Below are 19,428 nucleotides of genomic sequence, written 5' to 3'. Positions count from 1 at the left end.
TCAATTAATCCTGAGTAGCTGTTTTTTCAGCTGAAACAGTATCTTTTTTATTTTTATGATGAGTACCTTGTTCTTCGATTTCTTCTAGTGTGTGACCCTTTGTTTCTGGGACACATGTTCTAATGAAGAGAACTCCGAGAATACAGATAACACCGAAGATTGCGAAAACTGCTTCTTGTGGCATTGTTGCTGTCATAATTGGGAATAATAATCCAACTAAGAAAGAACCGATCCAGTTGAATGAAGATGCAACACCTGAAGCACGTCCACGAATTGCTAGTGGGAAAATCTCACCAACGATGACCCATGTAAGTGGTGCCCAAGTGAATGAGTAAAATGCAACATAGATACTAAGGAAGACAACAATCATGATAGGATTCATGTTTGGCATCAACATGTTCAAGATTGCAGGAAGGATAAATGATAATCCCATAACTGTTCCACCGAGAGTCAAAAGCGTTCTACGATTGAATTTATCGGCAATAACTAGGAACAATAGTGAACCAAGAACTAATAGAATACCTTGAATGATTGGCCACATAAGTGCTGAACTGGCTGCGTTACCTGTAGCTTTTTCAACGATCAAAGGAATATAGTAGAAAATTGCATTTGCACCTTGGAATTGTTGGAAAGCTGCAACACCGACACCGGCAACAACTAAGTAACGATATTTACCACTGAGTAAAGTCTTTAATGAAGTATTCTTTTCTGCTTTGTTTTCATCATTAGCAGTGTCTTGAATTGTCTTCAATTCTGTTTCAACTTCATCAGCAGGACGGATGAATGATAAAACTTGTCTTGCTTCATCTAACTTGTTATTCAAAACTAGGAATCTTGGTGATTCTGGAAGCTTCAAAACTCCTAAGAACAAGATGATTGCTGGAACTGCGGCAAGTCCTAACATTAAACGCCATGCAAGTTGTTCTGGTAATCCTTTAAGCAAGTAATCAACGATATATGAAAGCAACATACCTGAAACGATCATTGTTTGGTTGATTCCTGATAAACGTCCTCTTAATCTAGCTGGTGACATTTCTGACATATAGGCTGGAACCAAAGCTGATGCAGCACCAACTGCTAGTCCTAAGAACATTCTTACAACGATCAAGTAATATTGACCATCGTTTGGAGCGAAAGCAGAAAGAATTGATCCTAATGCGAAAACTAATGATGAAATCAAAATCATCTTTCTACGTCCTAACTTATCTGACATACTACCTGCCAGTGCACCACCGAAGATTGCACCGAACATAACAGCTGAAGTTATCCAACCAACTATGCCGGCTTGATTTTGTAATGCCCAATCGTGTTGTAAGAAAGGCAATGCCCCTGTCATAACACCGATATCATATCCAAATAAAATTCCACCAAATGATCCAAAGAAATAAATAAAACCACTTGGGATTTTCTTAACCTTATCCATCAGTATCTCCTTTTTCATAAAGCATGATTATTTGAAAGCACTTTCATAAGCTCAAAATCATCATAAGACATTTGTACGTACAAATCAAGATATATTTTTCACATTGTTTCCATTTATACGTATCAATATTTTATAGAACGCTAATAACGATAACGTTTTCATAACAAAAAAACACCTGAAAAAAAATTTTTTCAGGTGTTTAATTTACTATTTATTTGTTAGATGTTGATTCACGCAAAATTAATTGTGGATCGTATCTTATTGATTTAGGTTGTTCATTACCGTTCATAATATCAAACAACATCTTAGCCGCATCGCGTCCCATTTTTTCCTTTGGATGCTCTACAGTACTGAGTTTTGGTGATAAATATTGTGACAATTGATAATTATCAAAAGCTATTACCGATATATCTTCAGGTACCTGCATATTGAGTGACCTGATCAAATCAATTATCTTGATAGCAAGCTGGTCATTGTAACAAACAATCGCAGTTGGATGGTCTTCCCTGCGCAAGATTCGTTCAATCTTAGTAAATACAGAATGCATGTTGTCAGATGTTTGATACATAACAATTTCACTTAAATACGAGAACTTACTATGTTCCTGATATGACTTCACGTAGCCATTCATCCGGTGAACTCCCTGCCCATCATCAATCTTGAAGATACCAAGAATTTGTTCGTGACCTAAATTAAATAATGCATCAGTGACAACTTTCCCCGCAGCAACATCATTCATTTCGATATATGGGAAATCTAAATCAGCATAGTGGGAGTTAATGAAGATAGTTGGTAACCCAGAAGCTTTGATTTGTTCGAATAAGTCTTTGTTTGGATCACCAAGTGCACTTTGAGTAGGCTCAATAATCAGTCCTGAAAGGTTGTTATCAAGCATTTTCTTGATACTGGCACGTTCCTTTTCGGGATCATTTTGGGTGTTACTAATTAAGACTGAATATCCTTCTCCTGAAACATATCGATCAATACCAGTAATGATGTTGGGAAAAATATAATCAGCAATGTGTGTAGTAATAACACCAATTTGCTTTTGCTCAAACACTTGTGGCTCTTGTTGCTTTTGCCAATCGTCAACAAACATCCCTCCACCTTGAATGGTGAAGATATAATGCTCAGTTTCCAAGTCACTAATAGCTCGTCTAATAGTATACCGGCTGACCTTATAGGTTTTCATCATAGTAGATTCGGTTGGTAGTTTATCATTGAAGGTATAAAATCCAGACAAAATCTTTTCTTTAAGATCTTGTTTTACCATTTCATATTTAGTCTCCATAAAAACCACCCTCCGAACAAATCAATTTATATGGTCATTTTAGCATTTTTTGTTCGGTAAACATACAAATTATTGAAATTTGTACGGACAAATATTAAATATGGCTTTGTTTTTTCCTCATACATGACGTTTAATTCAAAATGAAAACAAACAAAAAAGTCACGAACCTGTAGTCTAAGTTGTGACTTCTTATAAGAAAACATCCAATACTTATTTCGTTTATTTAATTTGTAAACTCTCACGATATTCTATCGCTGCTGGAACTTTTTGAAAATCAATCGTTAAATCAGAATACTCTTTCAAGACATCTTCAATCTTCTCAATTGAGATTTTGAAGTATTCTTTTCTCTTATTAATTTTATTGATCCTTGCATCTGAAAATTTCTCATGTAATTCTGATTCAAGTTTGTAAGCGTCATAGCTAAAAATCAAAGCATGAACATCAAACTTAAATGGAACTGATGCACTCCCAAGCTCTGCAATTCTCTCCATTGGTTCTAATCTTCTGGTGACTCCAATTTTGACAACATTTTCCCCAAAAGAACCAATGTTTGAAATTATGTAGACGTAACCTGCTGTAGCATTTTGTTCACGATAATCAAGACGTTCTTTCTCAGAATTTGCGTTAGTAATATTTTCTTTCAGTTCTTCTAAATCTTTCTTTAGCTTCTCAATAGTTTCTTTATCTTTCTCAGACTGTATCTTTAGTTCCAGCTCTTTTTGCATATTTTCAAAATGAGTAAGGTCTTTCTCAACTTTTTTACGTTGAACCATTAACTCCCGTTGTAATGCTTTTTCCTCTCGCTCACGTTGTTTCTGTTCACGAATGGCTTCTTTTTCCTCTAATTTCTTTTCGGCAAATTCAAATGCAAGGCTAAGTTCATCCATCTTTGAGTTCAAATACCGTTGTGTAATTTCAACCCCATTAGTCTTATTCAATCTGTTTAATTGATCAAAAGTTTTTTCAATCCTTATTTTGATCCTTTCAATATTAGAATGAGTAACCTTATTAATTGCTGCCTCACATTCAACATTGAATGATCTCAACATTTGTTTAATATTCTTTTTCTGTAAAGCTTTTCCTCGAGCATATGAATTATTGAACGTAATTTGATCGATGATGATTCCAGCCGAATCATTTTTAATCATTTGTTTCTGATTTTGTCTAACTTCAGTTAATCTTTCTTTATATTCAAGTGAGTTTGCAAAATCATATTTAGGTTTATAAATTCCAAAAGATTCAATTTCAACTTGTTCATCCAAGTCTACAATCTCATCCTCAAGTTGGCTTTCTTTTGTTTTCAATAATCCAATATTCTCTTTGATTTGTTCCTCATCATTGTTTAATTCATTAATCTTGATTTCAACATCTGACTTAATTTTTTCTTTATCTTCTATTAACTTATTTAGTTCTTCCGGTTTCATCTGTTGAACCGATAATCTCAAAGCCACTTTTTCTTCAAGCTTTTGATTTTTTTCTTCAAGTTGCTCAATTTTAGATTTGTATTCGTTAATTTTAAATATATCTAATAAGGACATATTTGCTCCAGTCATAATTTGGTTTGAAGTGCGTTAACAATTGTACATGAAATCACCAATAAATTACATTCAATATTCTAATTATTAATTTCCATTTCCGAACAGTAAATCCATTAACTATTTTGTTTAATTTATTCTATTTTGATATATCAAAAAGTAATCCAAGTAATATCAACTTGACTTCAACTTTAACCGATTCAATTAATTGTTACCTTTTCACAATCTGGCAACGGATTGGAGGTGAATGCATTGTTAGTCTCCATACTGGCTTCAATACTTGCTGGCTGTTTCGTGGCTCTATTCAGTTACTGGTTGAATAACCGTGCAAGTAGCACCAAAGGGTAATATTCAACTGAATCAAAAAAACCTCGGTGTCATATACCGAGGTTTTTTTTGTGAATGTTGTTAGTCTCTGCTCCATCAACTAATATACCACATGGATCTATATAAATACACTACAAACATAACAAGTTTCCAAAACAACGCTATACAAGTCCACTTCTATTAATCAGCATAGACTCTATTGGAATCTGCTTTCTATCCCCACTTATGGCAAGATCAAACGATGAGGCACCAACCTTTTCAAATTGATGATCAATTGTAGAAAAGTTCAATATTTTACTTGATAGCTGGTTCTCTTGTCCCATGAATTCTGGAACCTTGAGATTATTTTCCAGGTAATAGTCTTTGAATCCAACGGCAATATCATCACTATTGCAGAATACATAATCTGGATCCAATTCATTTTTAACGTAGTATTTGGCAGCATTGTGGCCGTCATCATAGGTCGTCACGTCGGTAACTATCAAGTCAGACTCCGGCATCTTATTAAATACTTGTTGATACGCTTTGATTGTCATCTCACTAGTTGCACTGACGTGATAATCACGGTTTTGAAGGATACCTATCCTTTCAAAATTATGATCCCGAACCCATTCGAAGGCCTTAACATAGGTATCGATTCGCTCAGAATATGCGGCAGATATGTCGACATTCCCAGGATACTGACAGCAGACGATCGGCCCATACTTCTGATACTTGGCAATTTTCTCCAAAGGTAAACCATGAGAAGTAAAAATCAGCGCATCAAATGCTTTTCGACGAAGCTGTTCCAGAAACTCAGCTTCTTTATCTTTGTCATAAGCTGAAGGTAACACGACTAGTCGATAATCTCTCTCAAAGGCTTCAGACATGATACCGTTCAGAATTTGAGTGAAATAAGGATGTTTTGTGTATGGCAAAACAACTCCGATACTATATGTTTTCCCACGACTCAAATCACGTGCCACATCATTAGGTACATAGTCCATTTCATCGATCACAGCTTGGACCTTTGCTCTAACTTCATCAGAAACATAGTTCTTGTGATTCAAAACCCTCGAGACCGTGGACACAGAATAACCAGTCATTTTTGCAATATCATGAATATTTGTCATAAAGATTTACCCTCAAACTTATAATAAGAATTATCTTTCAAGTATAAATGTATCATGCAATATCAGGTTCTGAAACAAATGAACTGACTAATTTTGAAATTTCATTAGGATCAGACCATCTGTCTACAGTGTTACCTTCAAATAAGTCTTTCGCAAATTTGTAACGTACGGACTCTCTGATTTCTTGAACGAATTCAGTATTCTCATATCCCCTTGGCAAAACAATAGCAATTATAGTAGAAATGTTTTGACCAGATGGATAATCCCAACCGATTTCCTTATTGAAGTTTGCAGCAAATAATTCAGGTTTATCCATCTTACTTGAGAAAGCATAGGTAATAACCAAACCAGCGCCAACCGCCGTATCTCCTTCGACCTCACTGGACATCAAGCCACTGACCAAAGATTGATAGTTGATATCTGTCTTATCAGAAATTTTAAATGCTAAAGCCTTTAATGAATCGATTTCGTTATAATTTGGTAACTCTACATTATTAAAAATATTATCGTTAAGTAATTTCATAATTGAACACTCCTTAATTGAGATTTCAAATCTCAAATCTCTTATCTGCATTCAATGTACTTTCTGAAACGGGTTTTAGGTCAAGTGATATTTTTAATTTTCTCAAAATTATTTAAAAATATTATTTCAGTGATAATATAAAATCATACTCAAATAAGGAGAAGAGGAATGCTAAAAAAATTCGAATTGATGCTTTATGTTGACGATGTAGAACTCATCGCTGATTTCTTTAAAGATGCTTTAAACGCAGAAATCATCAAGAAGACAAAACTTCAAGATGGTAGTTTTGAACTCAAATTAAAAGTATTAGATCAAGTAAATATCAACTTATATAACGTTGATTTTATTAAGAATTTTTCACCTATGGTATCTCTCGAAACACCATCAATCATGTTTTTAACTGACGATGTTGAAGCAACTCACGAACAAATCTCCAAGTACTCAAAAGATGTCGGTGACATCATGGTTCAGGGTTGTCAGAAAGTATTCAATTTTTCTGACCCTGAAGGACATTATTTTGCCATTGGAACTACCAAAGACTAAAAATAAGCGTAACTAATTTTCAAATTCGAAGTTAGTTACGCTTTATTAATATACAATTATTAGTAACACTTGTTTTAGGGGGATTATCTTGAAGAAAATCAATCAATTTTATTTAAATCACATGCATACAATTGCAATTATAGAAATTATTATTGCCCTGGTCTGTTTTGTGTTTCTAAACGATCAGCCAAATACGACACTCCAACATATTTTCAGCCCACTAGGGATCGCCATGTTGGTATTAATTGCCGGTTACGTAGGAACTTGCATGAAGTTAGTTCGTAAACAAACAATTTCTAAAAACAAATAAAATTTGTTATTTTCGTCTCTTGAAACAATATTTCAGACTACTATACTGTTCTTAAAGACGTTAGTGAGGGATATTTATGAAAGTTTTTAGTTCGTCAAATGAGGAATCTTTATCTAGGAAACTGATCGAAAAGTTTCATTTATCAGAACAGTTGAATATTATTAGAGCCGGTGTACTAGGCGCAAATGATGGAATCGTATCTGTTGCTGGTATCGTAATTGGTGTTGCGGGGGCTCACCAAGGACAACTAGCTTTGTTCATCGCCGGACTATCAGGAATGTTAGCCGGTGCCCTTTCTATGGGTGGTGGTGAATATGTTTCCGTAAGTACGCAACGTGATACCCAACGAACAATGACTCAAATTCAAAACGAACGTATCCAATCAGACTATGAGGATGAATTAAAAGGCTTGGCACTTCACTATGAGCATGAAGGATTAACTCCTCCACTGGCTAAAAAAGTTGCCACTCAACTGATGGAAAATGATGCTTTGAACGTAACTTTGAAAGCAAAATGTAATATTGAACTTTCACACTATTTCAATCCTTGGCACGCTGCCATTTCATCATTCTTCTCATTCATGATGGGTTCACTACTTCCACTATTATCGATCACATTCATCCCCTATCCATATAAAGTTCCAGGGACGATTGCTGCAGTTGTCTTAGCACTAACATTAACAGGTTATACAAGTGCCACACTAGGTAATTCTGACCGTGTAAAAGGTGTTTTGCGTAACCTACTAGTAGGTGTTGGCACAATGGCAGTCACCTATTTGATTGGTGGAGCATTCGGATAAAATACAAAAAGATGCTGAGATTATTATCTCAACATCTTTTTTTGTTGCACTGCATATATCCAATTTATAACTATTACATATATTAAAACGACCATATCAAGCGGAACCATAACTAACAAGGACCCACGTGTAACAGTCATTGCACCCGTTTCAAAAACTGCTTTCAATAAAATTGGCAAATTAACTGCCAACAACATGAACAAGCTGAATCCTAATATTATCAGACTGGTCGTCCTAGTCTGAAACAATGAAGCAATCATGAATGGTGAATACAACGTTGCTAATACTAAAACTAGCACGATCAATATCACCAAGTTACTGGTCACTTGCCAACCATCCTTTGTATTGTACAAGCTACTTATCGAGCTGATAACGATCAACAGTAAGTAACTTACACCTAAACCTATCAAATTTTTTATTCTCATATTTATACTCCTAAACACAATTATAACTGTACTTTGACGTATAAAAAAAGGCAATTCCGAAGAATTACCTTAATAATTATAGATTTTGTAGATTTCCATCATTTACTTCAGCCCACTCGCTTGTAGATACGCGGTACCAGTGGTTCCCTTGGCCGTCGATAAATACTTGATCAGTGTACCAACTGGTATTGCCAGCGATACTACGATTAGATTTTTTACCGGCTGGAGAAGTATAAAGTGTCGTTAATCTAACTGGTGTAATAATTGCATTAATTTTTGTTGCACCGGGATAAACTGAGTTCGATGATGTGTTCGAATTGGTGCTAGAACTACTAATACTTGGATCAAATTTAGTTGGGAATTCAGAACTCAAGCCAATTGCTCCAGTATATGCTGAATAATTTCTTACAGCGTTGACGTTAGCAGTAATTTCGTTCGACATTGTTCCAAATTCTTGTGTGTAAAAGATATATCCATTTGAAGGATTGATTGTCACACCGATTCCAACATGAGTGAAATATGGATTCAACATGTTCTTTCGATGACCAAAGGTAGCAATGCCATTGTCGTCGTACAAATTGGTAATAATTTGCTTAGCAATTTCTGTGGGATCAGTAATACTAGAATTGTACCAGTAACCGATGTTTTCCCCTGCGACAGCAGTGTATGGAGCGCCATCTTTGTAATTGTATCCAGCATGATGATCCAAGGCACCCATAGCTGAAAGATGTGAAGCACGATTTGCGGCCAAGTTGACCAATGGTGAAACTTCTGTGACAGGTGACAATCCATTCTGTGCACGAAGATTATTTAATTCGTTCAAGATAGCACTTTGAATTGCTGGTACTTGGTCAGCAGTTGCAGCTTGTGCAGTTTGAACATTGCTTGGTGAAGTCACACCGACAGAGATCACTGGTGAAGCCAGCAACATGACGGCAGTTGCAGTCAAAGCAACTTTCATTCTATTATTCATTTGTTTATCCCCCTAAAGATTCAAATTATTTATTGAATGATAAACAAATAATAACATTTTTTATCGTGTTTGTTCACAAATCGGGGTATTATCTGCGACGTCTTTGATTCTTAAAGTTCCAAATCAAGAGTCCAATTACGATCAAAGCAGCAGCAACAATCAAAGCAATTATCAAATTGTAGTTAGGCTGGCTGGCTTGACCAACGGCAGTCGTATTCAATTTGGCAGCGGCTTTAGGTGTAACAGTAAAGTTACGTTTCATATTCCATTTGTCCGTGCCCTTTTCAGCATTGGCAGAAATATGCATCGTATATTTACCAGCTTTTAGCGGCTGATTATTGAGACTTACTGGCATTGCAAAGTTGCTGTTTGGTGCCATAGACATATTCTTCTTGTCTACTTTTAAAACTGATTTTGTTCCATTTTCTGGCGTTACGGTCGCGTCAACATTGACATCGTCCATCAAAGTAGGCTCATCATTTTGCAAGTCTGCCGTGATATTATTTTGACCATTATTTTGTTCTGCTTTAACATTTGTAAGTTTCATGTCAGGTTTAACTTCGTCAGTACTTTGCTGTAGTTTTAACCCAATTACATACGCAAATTGATTGTTGACTGAAAATTCTTTCTTCGAAGGTTTTTGATTATTAATTTCTTGCAATACTCTGATACCACCAAGTAATACTCCTGAGAATTTCTGGTTAGGAACCTTCAATGTCAGAGTTACTTCTTTGGTGGTATTTGCAGGAATTGTAATTCTTTCAGGAGCAGGAAACATAGATTCAATATCGTATTTTAACGATGGATCCTTCTTTGTACCATGTTGACTATAATCAACTAATCCATTAACGTTTGTCGAGGCTCGATTGACTGCCACATCATATGTGTGTTCAACTGAATCGTTATTGATTATTTTGATTTTTAAATCTTGGGTACTATTTGGTGCCACTTTCAAATCAAAATAGGTCAACTTCTTATTTACTTGATTGTTGGGTATCTCAGCTGAAACTGTATATTTAACAGCGTCAGCTTTGACCGTACTCGAATTAAAGCCTAAGAAACCGGCGAGTGCAAACATCGAACAAAACAACAATGTTAAAAATTTTTTCATAGCTATTATCTCCAATTATTGAACGGAAAGTAACAAAAAGGGAAATATACAGTTTATAAGTGTATATAATCCCTCAGATTATTAAAATTTAAATGTTAGTTTAAGCTGGTGCATTTGACATGGTCCAAGTTAGTGTCGATGTATAAGTACCGGCAACTGTGCTTGAAGGTACTGCTAATGATGATGCAGCTGCATCATACGATGTCGTATATGAACCAATTCCGATATGTGAAGTTGATGTAGAAGGTGCTGCACTTTCAACTACAGTTGCGGATGTCGAAATTGTTTCTGGAGTTACGAATGTAGGTAACGTAGATGTATTCGTTGAATCATCAGCAGTTATAGGATTCGTTGCGAGTCCATCAAGACTCAATATTGTCCCAGTTAGTGCTGTGCCAGAAGTATCAGTGAATGGAGTTCCAGCCACTGTTACTTGCCAACCACCAATTTGACCAGGATTTGTTACTTTCAATGCTCCAGTTACTGAACTTCCTGGAACCTTGTCTCCAGTAGTACCAGTTAAAGTTGCAGTTCCAAAATCGAATGAAGGGACAGCAGTTAATGTTAGTGGACCAGCCGTCAAATCACTCGTTGCCGTGGAAGTCATTGGTGTAGGAGTCGTCGTAGTACCAGTCGTTGCAGCTTGTGCTATCAAAACTCCACTTGAGCTTAATGCAAAAATAAATGCACTGACTGCGGCGCTACTTCTTATTAATGCTTTCATAATGTTTCCTCTTTTTTCCCCACCGGTAAATATCCTCTTTTACGATGAGAAACTTTCGTTCTGTGCCCATTTAAAATTATTGAGGCATCTGAAAAAGCTGATAAAAATGTCTTTGGGCTTAGGTCATAGACTAATTCTTGATATGTGCCTAATAGCTACAAAAGAAACACTTTCAAAAACTTTACCAACTTTCTGCAGATAAGATCTGTGAATAATAATTTTTCGCCTATTTCTTATTCACACCCCATTTATAGAATGTTTATGGATGTTTATCAATCTATTAGCACCAAATATTCACAATAAAGATTTCCATAAAAAATGATTAATGATAATAATTGATTACATAAAAAAATCGCATAAAATCAGCTTTTTAACACTGATTTTATGCGATTTGATAATTTAAATTATTTTCTCCAAAAAGTAGTCGTTTCCTTTTTGTCGTCAATATTGAATTGAATTATTCTTTTTAGTAAGTCATGATTGACGTCTTGATCAAATCCTATCCGAAACATCTGCTTACCGGCTGAATATTTTGCTTGTTTTAATTCTTCAGAAAATTTTTCTATCACGATGCCTTCAGGGGCTACGGCAATATGCTTTTTGGCAATACTGAATGCGATGATAAAAGTATCATGGTCAGTAAACATTGGCTGATTCCAGGCAACCCTTGTCTTCAAATTTGGAAAAGTCTGAACTACCCATTCTAACAATTCTCGCATGCGTTTTTCATGATCTGGATCGTCGATCAAACTCAAATATTCTTCAAATTCAAACATGATTATTCTCCTAATTTAACACCAAATTTTTGTTGTTTAGTTTTACTATCTTAATTAAGAACAGTATAACAAAGCCAGTGTTCTGTAACCATTTTCATCATTAAATAAATAGTCGGAATATATTGCCATGACGGATAAACTTAGGTATCCTTAACTTGAAATATCATCATGATATTTTTCAAGGATTTCTGCATCTGCTACACATTAGTTTCCAACAATCTTGTCGGAGGTAATTATGTTGAGAAAAAAGAATAAACTTGAACTACTAAACTACATCGACGATGTTATTTCGGACACCGAAGGAACATCGTTAGTACCAGAATTAGAGAGCTATCGTTCTAAGATTTTGAGCGGACAAGATAGCGGAGCTTTACTTTCAAAAATGTATTACAACATTCAACATACAGCTCTGAGTGATCGTAATGTTTGTTCCGATCGTATCACCGATTTGCTTCAATGCATCGATAAAGCAAATGTTTGGTACAACCTTAGGACTCACTTAGTTAAATCTAGATAATAAATAGCCAATTTACATAATGTAAATTGGCTTTTTTGTTCTCAAGAATTTTATATCAATGAAGATATTTGAATTAATTTTATAACGTTTGAGCACTAATATTTAACTTAACTTTGTCTTTCCAATCCAGTTCTACACACAACCAGTCAGTTATGAAATCAATTATTGTCGGTTGAAACCATTCTGGAGTTCCGTGACCCGCACCATGAACCAAAACTTGTTTGACTTGGTTGCCTCGATCACGTAAAGCAGTTGCCATATACTCCGCCTGCTTACATGAGACAACGACATCTTTATCTCCGTGCATCAATAAGAATGGTGGCAAACCTGGATGAATATAATCGATTGGACTGGCTTCTCTAGCCTTTTCCGGATTTTCTTGGATACCTGCACTCAAATCAGTACCAAACGATACACCGTTGACGAGAATGGCCTCTGGAGACGTTGGACCAGCGTGGAAAGCTTCAGTTCCATCGATACCATCCCCAATCCTCATCAAATCTGAAATACCATACATTGAAACCACTGCAGCAACTTTGGTTTCAGCTTGGGTCACACCATGTGGCAAGACATCTTTCGAGTCAGAAGTTGTACCCATAAATTGAGAAAGGTAGCCTCCGGCAGAATCACCTAATACGGCAATTTTAGAAGTATCGATTCCAAACAGTTCTGCGTTTTTGTACAAATATTGTAATGCACGTTTGGCATCATGCATGATGGCTGGAAATTGGTCAGGTATGACTCGGTATTCTGCGGCTGCAACGACCATCCCTTTATTTGCCAATGCCATTCTCAGTTGAATAAACTTATGATAATTAGCAGCTGTAAATCCACCACCTGGAAAATACAAGACAGCTGGTTTCAACTGACTGGTTCTAGGAATCAACAGTGACATCTTAAGCTCACGAATATCAGTACCTTGAGGAACTTGTGTATAGGTAACATCATGATATTCGTCAACTTGTGGCATCATGATATCGATCCCATTTAATGTTTGATCATCAATCATAATTACAACCTCCTATCCGTTATTTCTGCCAGTAGAACTGAAGTTATGCTTCAACTGTGGCCAAATCAATTTGTCAGACCAGGCAATCAAGACACCGTTCAATACCAGTGAGAAGACTGTAGCAATATTAATTGAATAAATATTATGTGTAAAAATAAATGTAATAATAATGATTATTATTGGTGGAACAAAGTCGATAAGCTGTGATGCTGTCGCGTTTCCTTTGAGATAATCAAATCTCAAAATGTTAGTCGTGTCGTCGTTTGGATGCATGACGATATTTGCTCGTTGATAAAGAGAAATCGCAATACAGAATATCACTACTCCTAAACAGGATAAGAACCCGCGAGCAACAATCGGCAGTCGTGGGACTCCGATACTTGTTAATAGGTCGGTAAATATATCTACAAAATAACTGAAAAACATTACATAAAAAACTTGTCCGATAAAACGTCGGGTATCCCAGTGTTTCAACAATACTTGGTTAGTCAGGGCATTTAAAACACCGACAATAAATAGCAGCAGTCCAGTATCAACACCAAACCACATGTTCATATTAACGGCAGCTGCAGTCCAGATACCACTACCCATGTTGGCAGCAATGCATAACCCATTTCCAAAGGCATTTAAGACCAGACCGATAATCAAACCAGTCAGTCTAACTTTAAGTGAATTCTTGATCCAATCACTCCTATCCTTGTTTATCTTACACACAAAAAAAGTCCATTTACAAATTAAAATGGACTTTTTTACAATTAAAATAATTTATCACTATCTTTATTAAACCTTGCTCCAACGAAGATAATTTGGATAACGACCAGAGCAAGTTGCAGAGCAGGCATAAATATCAAAATAAGTATCAAGACAATAAAATGAGGAATCGCAGTTTTCCAAGAAGTCATGAATCGATAAATTTTCATCCTTCGAATATCGGCTGCTTCTTTTCCATGTCCAGCATCTTCATTATCTTTAGCGATAAAGTAACTGAGCAACGTATAGGCTAATGACCAAGCTGTATAAACGATTGCGTAAAAAATTTGTGGACCGCGGGCATTCAGATCTTGGCTTATCCAGGCAGTTGCCACCGGAATGAATGAGGTCGTGAACATCCAAAGATTATTTGCCCAGTAAACTCGTTGAGTCACTAAATGAGATTTCGAAAACATGTAATGATGATTGTACCAAGCTGTTCCAATGAATAAATATCCGACAGCATATGAAATCAGGTACGGAATCTGTGGAACGATGGCACTCAATTTGACTGATTCAGGAACCTTGAATTCCAAAATCATGATAGTAAGTATAATTGCTAAAATGGCATCCGTGAACGCCTCTACCCTAGACTTATTCAATAAAAAAATCCCCTTTGATTTAGTAAAATAATTATACCAAACTTATCATTTGATAAATCATTTTATTTCCTCAAGGAGATTTTTATTTAACTAAGATTACTACTTTTCCAAAACTATGATTACCTTCAAGATATTCATGTGCTTTTTTAACATCTTCTAGAGTAAAAACTTTGGTAGGCTTGACGTCAACATGTTTGTCAGCAATCAAGTGTAGTAGGTCATGCAATCTTGACACACTGACATCTGCAGAAGCAAATGATGTCAGATAACGATTATTAGGAATGTCACCGATTGGCTCAAAATCATCGACTGTCCATTCACCACCAAGTTCACCAGTACAACTGGCAATTCCGTTCATGGCCAACTTCCCTAATGAATCTTTGATGGTCTTAGGACCAATCAAATCGAGAATCTTGTCGTATTGTAAGCTAGTTTTCAAATCACCATCGACGTCTTGGATAACTTCATCATAGCCAACCTTTTTAAGCAAATCTGATTTAGCAAGGTTGCGAGTTGTCCCGCTAACTTGAACCGTGCTGTTGATGGCCTTAGCTAATTTAGTAGCAGCAACGCCAACTCCACTTGTACCACCACGAACTAGTAGTGAGTCACCATCTTTTAGTTGTAATCCTAATAATGCACCATAAGCAGTATAGTAAGTTTCAGGGATCGTAGCTAGATCTTCCCAACTTAAATTAGAGTTGATTGGATAAATTTGTTCATTTGGTAACAGTACATATTCAGCATAACCACCGTCAAATTCACGGCCCATTTCTCCCATGAACGACATAACCTGTTGTCCCTTTGGCAAATTGTCAGAATCAGTTGTTTCGGCAATCACACCAACAGCTTCAATACCTAAAATACGTGGAAATTTAACATTAGGTGAATAACCTTGTCTAGTAAAAATTTCGGAATGATTGATACCAAATCCCTTTACCTGGACCAAACTCCATCCTGGTTTGACTTCAGGTGTAGCAACGTCAATATATTCCAGGACTTCCGGACCACCCGGATGTTTAACAACGACCGCTTTCATAATAAAACCTTCCCTCTTTTGATGAATATTATAATTCTGAATATTTTTCTGTAATAAATTTCTTTAGACCAGTAGCAGGTTCACCCATGATTTTTTGATAATCATCTGTCACTTGATCCAATAATCCCATCGAACCAGCATCATACATTGAAGCAAGCATGTGCCCTCCGCCATCTTCATTATATGTGTCAGCAAATTCTTGTAGTGTCATGGGTTCATAACCGATTTCGTGACCAGATACTTCAGTCAAAATTTCAGCTAACTGTGGCATCGTATAATTCTTTGATTGAGTCAAAGTATAAATTTTATCGGGAACCAGAAGTGATTTAGTTGTAGCAACTTTGGCGAATGCCTTAGCACTATCTTCCAATGAAATAAATGACAATGATTCATTACCCATTGGATAAATGATATTTTTACGTTCGATCAATTCTGGAATGTAAGGAACCAATGGATCAGCGTATAAAGCGTTACGGATTATCGTGTAATCCAAACCAGTTTCTGCCAAACGTCTTGGTAGATAACCATAAAATGCTGACAGATCAAAAGGATTATTTACTTGATCAGCCACAAATCCCATGGCAACGATGTGTCCAACCTCAGTCATTTGTGCTGCAATCAGGACCTTTTCAAGCTCGCCAATACGGCTATAACTTGTATGACTCTTGCTTGGCACATAAATAAAGACATCAGTATCTTGTAACAAGCTGCCGAGACTTTCTTCATCAAAGAAGTCAAATGCCTGGACATCGAATCCAGCATCAATCAAATGTTGTGCCTTAGAAACAGTATGAACACCAACACGAATTTCTGATGCTGGTACGTATTCTGTTAGAGCTTTAACAATTTGGGAACCAAGATGACCAGTGCCACCTGTAATCGTATATCTCATTTTGACACTCTCCTTTTAGAAATTTATAAATTATTTGTTTTTTAAAGTCGTTAAATATTTATTGTTGCCATTATACTCTTGTAGAAAACGTTGGTAACTACTGAAGACAACATTATCAAAACAAGTCATCAAGACGTCTATTTGATAATCGTCTTCTAACCAATTTGCGACTGTATTCATAGCAACTTCAGTGGCGTCATCGATTGGATAACCATAAACACCAGTTGAGATTGCCGAAAAAGCGACCGAATGTAAATTATTTTTCTTAGCAACATCTAAAGAATTTCGATAACAAGCAGTCAGTAACAACTTAGCTTCATCAGGTGACATTGATGGATATACTGGACCAACCGTGTGGATAACGTGTTTCGAGGGCAAATTGTAACCAAGAGTAATTTTTGCTTCACCAGTTTTACAACCATGAAGAGTCCGACATTCCTCAACTAATTGAGGACCAGCGGCACGATGAATCGCACCATCGACTCCTCCACCGCAAAGCAACGTGCTGTTGGCAGCATTGACGATAGCATCGTAGTGAACCATCGTAATATCACAAACTTTAAAATCTAAAGAACTCATCCTATCACCCACCATAAACGTATTAATTTCAATATATTGTTTATTAATATGATTTGCAATACAAAAAAGAACAGAATTATTATTCTGCTCTTACGTTAAAGTTTAATTCCAGTTTGATTTAACATTTAGATACTTAGATTTAGGAGTATCCATGTTGAATGTAACTGACTTGTTTCTTGGATATCTAATTAGCAGTTGGTGATTCTTACCTGTATATCCTGCGTAGTTGAATCTGTTACCTGAGAGACCGGTTACAGTTTCGTAGAAACCATAATTGAGTGACTCAGTGGAAGCATAATCAGATTTTTTGCTGATATCTTTATTGTCGATATTCATTATATCTTCTGGATCGCCCACTCCAATTAATTCATCTGTACTAGTCATGTCAAAATCCTCAGCGATAATCTTCTTATGTGAATACGATTTGGTTGCATCAATTCGTACCTTTTGTGAAACTGGTGTTTTGTATTCAACTTGTTTCAACTTATTGATATTTTTATTTACGATACTCAGAGCTTTTTCAGCATCAGCTTGATCTGATTCTTCATAGTCAGATGGATCAAAATCCGCCTTTCCTTTGATTGATAATCTTATTGCTTCCTTCTTGTATAACTTAAAATTAGATTTATCTAACTTCTTTACTTTAGATAGAATTTGTTTTTCCGATAATCCATCAAAATCTTTAATATAAGCCGAAGTCCAATAAGATGTAGCTTTACCGTTCTGGCATACCAAAACGGAAGTAACAACTGATCGAGGACCAAACGATATCTTACCTTTATTTGTGTAAACTTGATACATAATAACTGGCTTCTTACTATTCAAAATATCAGTCATAGTAATAGCTTTATCAGTACGAACTGCCTTTTGCACAACTGTTTCATCTTGATGATTGTTGCCCAAGGCTCCCCCGTTTGAACAACCTGCTAGTACCATGACAATCATCACAATCACTAGTAAAAGTGAATATTTTTTCTTCATATTTTCTCCCCGACTAAATATATTTATTTCTTTAATTCAATAAAAATATTAATATATTTATATTATTCAGTCAAGGTTATTTCAGATATATCATGAAACTAAAAAAGACCACATCTCTCAATGTGGTCTCTTAACGTATTCTATTCTCTACGTTTCTTTTGATTCTTTTGATTTAAGTAAATAATGATTCCGAGCAAGATGATAACAATGATAATTGCTACCAAGATCCAAATGAAGTAATTTGGCCCTTGCTCTTGATCAACAGCTGACTTGTTTAACTTGTTAGCTGTTTTATCAGTAATTACAAAGTTTTTCGTGAAGTGCCAGTGATATCTGCCCTTTTCAGCTTTTGCATCTAATACCAGGGTATACTTACCCGCTTTAAGAGCCTTCCCATTAGTACCGATTGGGAAATCGAAATTACTGTTAGGAGCCATTGACATGTTCGTCTTCTTTACAGATAAAACCTTGTCTTTTTTACCTTGTGTATGAACTTTGGCATTAACTACCAAGTCATGCATAATTGTTGGTTTAGTATTCTGTAGGTTAGCTGTAACGTAATTACGATAATTCATCTGTTTAGCTTTCACACCCAATAATTTCATGTCAGGTGCAACGTAATCCTCGTTTGAATGTAACTGTAAACCAATTACGTAGGCAAACTTATTACGGATCGAAACACCTTTTTTCTTGGATGAACTATCTTGACTTACTTGCTGAACTCTAACACCACCAAGTATTACTCCGCCAAAATCTTTAGCGGGTGTCTTCAAAGTGAAGTTGTAATCTTGTGTTGTTTGAGCTGGAACTGTAACTGTTGTTGGAGCAGGCACTAGACTTTCGACATTATTCTTCAATGATTTGTCCGGCTTAACACCATGTGTACTGTAATCAATTACACCGTTACTATTAGTTCCGGCACGATTGATAGACACACGATACTTATGGGCCTTTTTATCACTGTTAGTAATTTTAACGGTCAAATTCTGATCTTCGTTGGGTTTGACCAACATGTCAAAATAAGTCGTCTTTTTATCGATTTGACTGTCTGGTTGAACTGCTGAAACAGTAAACTTCAACGATTCAGCGTTGGCGATTGTTTGCCCTCCAAAGAAAACTCCAAACAATGCGATCAACGAAAATGTGATTGCTAACCAAAATTTCTTCATAGTTACATATAGTCTCC

Annotated in this window: 23 protein-coding genes; 5 read left to right on the top strand and 18 right to left on the bottom strand. The window is 35.9% G+C overall.

From position 1 onward, the window contains the following. Positions 1-4: 4 nt before the first annotated feature. The 3 genes from EKM63_RS10235 to EKM63_RS10225 all read right to left on the bottom strand — a co-directional run bounded on the left by EKM63_RS10235 (position 5) and on the right by EKM63_RS10225 (position 4,253). Positions 5-1,423, bottom strand: a complete 1,419-nt coding sequence (locus EKM63_RS10235; protein ID WP_125706323.1) for a sugar porter family MFS transporter — start codon at positions 1,421-1,423, stop codon at positions 5-7. Between the two features lie 211 nt (positions 1,424-1,634). After that, entirely contained in the window at positions 1,635-2,714 is a 1,080-nt protein-coding gene (locus tag EKM63_RS10230) for a GntR family transcriptional regulator (RefSeq protein ID WP_125706321.1), read from the bottom strand. A 219-nt stretch (positions 2,715-2,933) separates the two neighbouring features. Beyond that, a complete protein-coding gene (locus EKM63_RS10225; RefSeq protein ID WP_125706319.1) occupies positions 2,934-4,253 on the bottom strand; it encodes a DUF4041 domain-containing protein in 1,320 nt (439 codons plus the stop codon). 240 nt (positions 4,254-4,493) lie between these two features. Here EKM63_RS10225 and EKM63_RS11615 point away from each other — a divergent pair, with 240 nt between their 5' ends. After that, entirely contained in the window at positions 4,494-4,598 is a 105-nt protein-coding gene (locus tag EKM63_RS11615; RefSeq protein ID WP_125706350.1) for a type I toxin-antitoxin system Fst family toxin, read from the top strand. Positions 4,599-4,738: 140 nt separating this feature from the next. Here the strand turns inward: EKM63_RS11615 and EKM63_RS10215 are convergent, their stop codons facing one another. Further along, positions 4,739-5,689 (bottom strand): LacI family DNA-binding transcriptional regulator, encoded by a 951-nt coding sequence (locus EKM63_RS10215; RefSeq protein WP_125706317.1) that lies wholly within the window; start codon positions 5,687-5,689, stop codon positions 4,739-4,741. A gap of 52 nt (positions 5,690-5,741) precedes the next feature. Further along, on the bottom strand, positions 5,742-6,212 hold the full coding sequence (locus EKM63_RS10210) for a PTS sugar transporter subunit IIA (RefSeq protein WP_164504955.1): 471 nt from the start codon (positions 6,210-6,212) through the stop codon (positions 5,742-5,744). A gap of 168 nt (positions 6,213-6,380) precedes the next feature. Between EKM63_RS10210 and EKM63_RS10205 the strand changes: the two genes are divergently transcribed. The 3 genes from EKM63_RS10205 to EKM63_RS10195 all read left to right on the top strand — a co-directional run bounded on the left by EKM63_RS10205 (position 6,381) and on the right by EKM63_RS10195 (position 7,864). Next, on the top strand, positions 6,381-6,755 hold the full coding sequence (locus EKM63_RS10205) for a VOC family protein (RefSeq protein ID WP_125706313.1): 375 nt from the start codon (positions 6,381-6,383) through the stop codon (positions 6,753-6,755). Positions 6,756-6,843: 88 nt separating this feature from the next. Next, positions 6,844-7,065 carry a hypothetical protein gene (locus EKM63_RS10200; RefSeq protein WP_125706311.1) on the top strand — a complete coding sequence of 74 codons (222 nt, stop codon included), beginning with the start codon at positions 6,844-6,846 and terminating at the stop codon, positions 7,063-7,065. 76 nt (positions 7,066-7,141) lie between these two features. Then, complete coding sequence (locus tag EKM63_RS10195) at positions 7,142-7,864, top strand: VIT1/CCC1 transporter family protein (protein ID WP_125706309.1); 723 nt, start codon at positions 7,142-7,144, stop codon at positions 7,862-7,864. A gap of 23 nt (positions 7,865-7,887) precedes the next feature. On the opposite strand, the gene EKM63_RS10190 is transcribed toward EKM63_RS10195, so the two are convergent. From EKM63_RS10190 to EKM63_RS10170, 5 genes are all read right to left on the bottom strand, one after another. Then, positions 7,888-8,289, bottom strand: a complete 402-nt coding sequence (locus tag EKM63_RS10190) for a hypothetical protein (protein WP_125706307.1) — start codon at positions 8,287-8,289, stop codon at positions 7,888-7,890. Between the two features lie 76 nt (positions 8,290-8,365). Continuing rightward, positions 8,366-9,262: a CAP domain-containing protein gene (locus tag EKM63_RS10185; protein WP_125706305.1), complete on the bottom strand. Its 897-nt coding sequence runs from the start codon at positions 9,260-9,262 to the stop codon at positions 8,366-8,368. Between the two features lie 88 nt (positions 9,263-9,350). Further along, positions 9,351-10,373: a DUF916 and DUF3324 domain-containing protein gene (locus tag EKM63_RS10180; protein WP_125706303.1), complete on the bottom strand. Its 1,023-nt coding sequence runs from the start codon at positions 10,371-10,373 to the stop codon at positions 9,351-9,353. A gap of 100 nt (positions 10,374-10,473) precedes the next feature. Next, on the bottom strand, positions 10,474-11,097 hold the full coding sequence (locus EKM63_RS10175) for a WxL domain-containing protein (protein ID WP_125706301.1): 624 nt from the start codon (positions 11,095-11,097) through the stop codon (positions 10,474-10,476). A 404-nt stretch (positions 11,098-11,501) separates the two neighbouring features. Next, positions 11,502-11,873 carry an iron chaperone gene (locus tag EKM63_RS10170; RefSeq protein ID WP_125706299.1) on the bottom strand — a complete coding sequence of 124 codons (372 nt, stop codon included), beginning with the start codon at positions 11,871-11,873 and terminating at the stop codon, positions 11,502-11,504. Positions 11,874-12,108: 235 nt separating this feature from the next. Here EKM63_RS10170 and EKM63_RS10165 point away from each other — a divergent pair, with 235 nt between their 5' ends. Beyond that, a complete protein-coding gene (locus EKM63_RS10165; RefSeq protein WP_125706297.1) occupies positions 12,109-12,390 on the top strand; it encodes a hypothetical protein in 282 nt (93 codons plus the stop codon). A gap of 79 nt (positions 12,391-12,469) precedes the next feature. Here the strand turns inward: EKM63_RS10165 and EKM63_RS10160 are convergent, their stop codons facing one another. From EKM63_RS10160 to EKM63_RS10125, 8 genes are all read right to left on the bottom strand, one after another. Further along, positions 12,470-13,399: an alpha/beta hydrolase gene (locus EKM63_RS10160; protein ID WP_125706295.1), complete on the bottom strand. Its 930-nt coding sequence runs from the start codon at positions 13,397-13,399 to the stop codon at positions 12,470-12,472. A gap of 12 nt (positions 13,400-13,411) precedes the next feature. Further along, positions 13,412-14,044 (bottom strand): hypothetical protein, encoded by a 633-nt coding sequence (locus EKM63_RS10155; protein WP_125706348.1) that lies wholly within the window; start codon positions 14,042-14,044, stop codon positions 13,412-13,414. A 110-nt stretch (positions 14,045-14,154) separates the two neighbouring features. After that, positions 14,155-14,751, bottom strand: coding sequence for a TMEM175 family protein (locus tag EKM63_RS10150; RefSeq protein ID WP_125706293.1), 597 nt, complete (start codon positions 14,749-14,751; stop codon positions 14,155-14,157). Positions 14,752-14,833: 82 nt separating this feature from the next. Then, positions 14,834-15,790, bottom strand: a complete 957-nt coding sequence (locus tag EKM63_RS10145; RefSeq protein ID WP_125706291.1) for a zinc-binding alcohol dehydrogenase family protein — start codon at positions 15,788-15,790, stop codon at positions 14,834-14,836. Between the two features lie 28 nt (positions 15,791-15,818). Continuing rightward, positions 15,819-16,682: an NAD(P)H-binding protein gene (locus EKM63_RS10140; protein WP_125706289.1), complete on the bottom strand. Its 864-nt coding sequence runs from the start codon at positions 16,680-16,682 to the stop codon at positions 15,819-15,821. 30 nt (positions 16,683-16,712) lie between these two features. Further along, complete coding sequence (locus EKM63_RS10135) at positions 16,713-17,261, bottom strand: O-acetyl-ADP-ribose deacetylase (RefSeq protein ID WP_125706287.1); 549 nt, start codon at positions 17,259-17,261, stop codon at positions 16,713-16,715. Between the two features lie 102 nt (positions 17,262-17,363). Next, a complete protein-coding gene (locus EKM63_RS10130; protein WP_125706285.1) occupies positions 17,364-18,242 on the bottom strand; it encodes a hypothetical protein in 879 nt (292 codons plus the stop codon). Positions 18,243-18,382: 140 nt separating this feature from the next. Further along, positions 18,383-19,411: a DUF916 and DUF3324 domain-containing protein gene (locus tag EKM63_RS10125; RefSeq protein ID WP_125706283.1), complete on the bottom strand. Its 1,029-nt coding sequence runs from the start codon at positions 19,409-19,411 to the stop codon at positions 18,383-18,385. Between the last annotated feature and the right edge of the window lie 17 nt (positions 19,412-19,428).

This window comes from Companilactobacillus mishanensis (genome assembly GCF_003946505.1).
Taxonomy (GTDB): Bacteria; Bacillota; Bacilli; order Lactobacillales; family Lactobacillaceae; genus Companilactobacillus; species Companilactobacillus mishanensis.
The sequence above is the reverse complement of the archived record's forward strand: the minus strand, read 5'-3'. Positions and strand labels throughout refer to the sequence as shown.

What these genes read in the sequence shown, in the direction of transcription:
- EKM63_RS10235 (WP_125706323.1), bottom strand. Translation starts at nt 1,423, where the DNA reads ATGGATAAGGTTAAGAAAATCCCAAGTGGTTTTATTTATTTCTTTGGA.
- EKM63_RS10230 (WP_125706321.1), bottom strand. Translation starts at nt 2,714, where the DNA reads ATGGAGACTAAATATGAAATGGTAAAACAAGATCTTAAAGAAAAGATT.
- EKM63_RS10225 (WP_125706319.1), bottom strand. Translation starts at nt 4,253, where the DNA reads ATGTCCTTATTAGATATATTTAAAATTAACGAATACAAATCTAAAATT.
- EKM63_RS10215 (WP_125706317.1), bottom strand. Translation starts at nt 5,689, where the DNA reads ATGACAAATATTCATGATATTGCAAAAATGACTGGTTATTCTGTGTCC.
- EKM63_RS10210 (WP_164504955.1), bottom strand. Translation starts at nt 6,212, where the DNA reads ATGAAATTACTTAACGATAATATTTTTAATAATGTAGAGTTACCAAAT.
- EKM63_RS10205 (WP_125706313.1), top strand. Translation starts at nt 6,381, where the DNA reads ATGCTAAAAAAATTCGAATTGATGCTTTATGTTGACGATGTAGAACTC.
- EKM63_RS10195 (WP_125706309.1), top strand. Translation starts at nt 7,142, where the DNA reads ATGAAAGTTTTTAGTTCGTCAAATGAGGAATCTTTATCTAGGAAACTG.
- EKM63_RS10190 (WP_125706307.1), bottom strand. Translation starts at nt 8,289, where the DNA reads ATGAGAATAAAAAATTTGATAGGTTTAGGTGTAAGTTACTTACTGTTG.
- EKM63_RS10185 (WP_125706305.1), bottom strand. Translation starts at nt 9,262, where the DNA reads ATGAATAATAGAATGAAAGTTGCTTTGACTGCAACTGCCGTCATGTTG.
- EKM63_RS10180 (WP_125706303.1), bottom strand. Translation starts at nt 10,373, where the DNA reads ATGAAAAAATTTTTAACATTGTTGTTTTGTTCGATGTTTGCACTCGCC.
- EKM63_RS10175 (WP_125706301.1), bottom strand. Translation starts at nt 11,097, where the DNA reads ATGAAAGCATTAATAAGAAGTAGCGCCGCAGTCAGTGCATTTATTTTT.
- EKM63_RS10170 (WP_125706299.1), bottom strand. Translation starts at nt 11,873, where the DNA reads ATGTTTGAATTTGAAGAATATTTGAGTTTGATCGACGATCCAGATCAT.
- EKM63_RS10165 (WP_125706297.1), top strand. Translation starts at nt 12,109, where the DNA reads ATGTTGAGAAAAAAGAATAAACTTGAACTACTAAACTACATCGACGAT.
- EKM63_RS10160 (WP_125706295.1), bottom strand. Translation starts at nt 13,399, where the DNA reads ATGATTGATGATCAAACATTAAATGGGATCGATATCATGATGCCACAA.
- EKM63_RS10145 (WP_125706291.1), bottom strand. Translation starts at nt 15,790, where the DNA reads ATGAAAGCGGTCGTTGTTAAACATCCGGGTGGTCCGGAAGTCCTGGAA.
- EKM63_RS10140 (WP_125706289.1), bottom strand. Translation starts at nt 16,682, where the DNA reads ATGAGATATACGATTACAGGTGGCACTGGTCATCTTGGTTCCCAAATT.
- EKM63_RS10135 (WP_125706287.1), bottom strand. Translation starts at nt 17,261, where the DNA reads ATGAGTTCTTTAGATTTTAAAGTTTGTGATATTACGATGGTTCACTAC.
- EKM63_RS10130 (WP_125706285.1), bottom strand. Translation starts at nt 18,242, where the DNA reads ATGAAGAAAAAATATTCACTTTTACTAGTGATTGTGATGATTGTCATG.
- EKM63_RS10125 (WP_125706283.1), bottom strand. Translation starts at nt 19,411, where the DNA reads ATGAAGAAATTTTGGTTAGCAATCACATTTTCGTTGATCGCATTGTTT.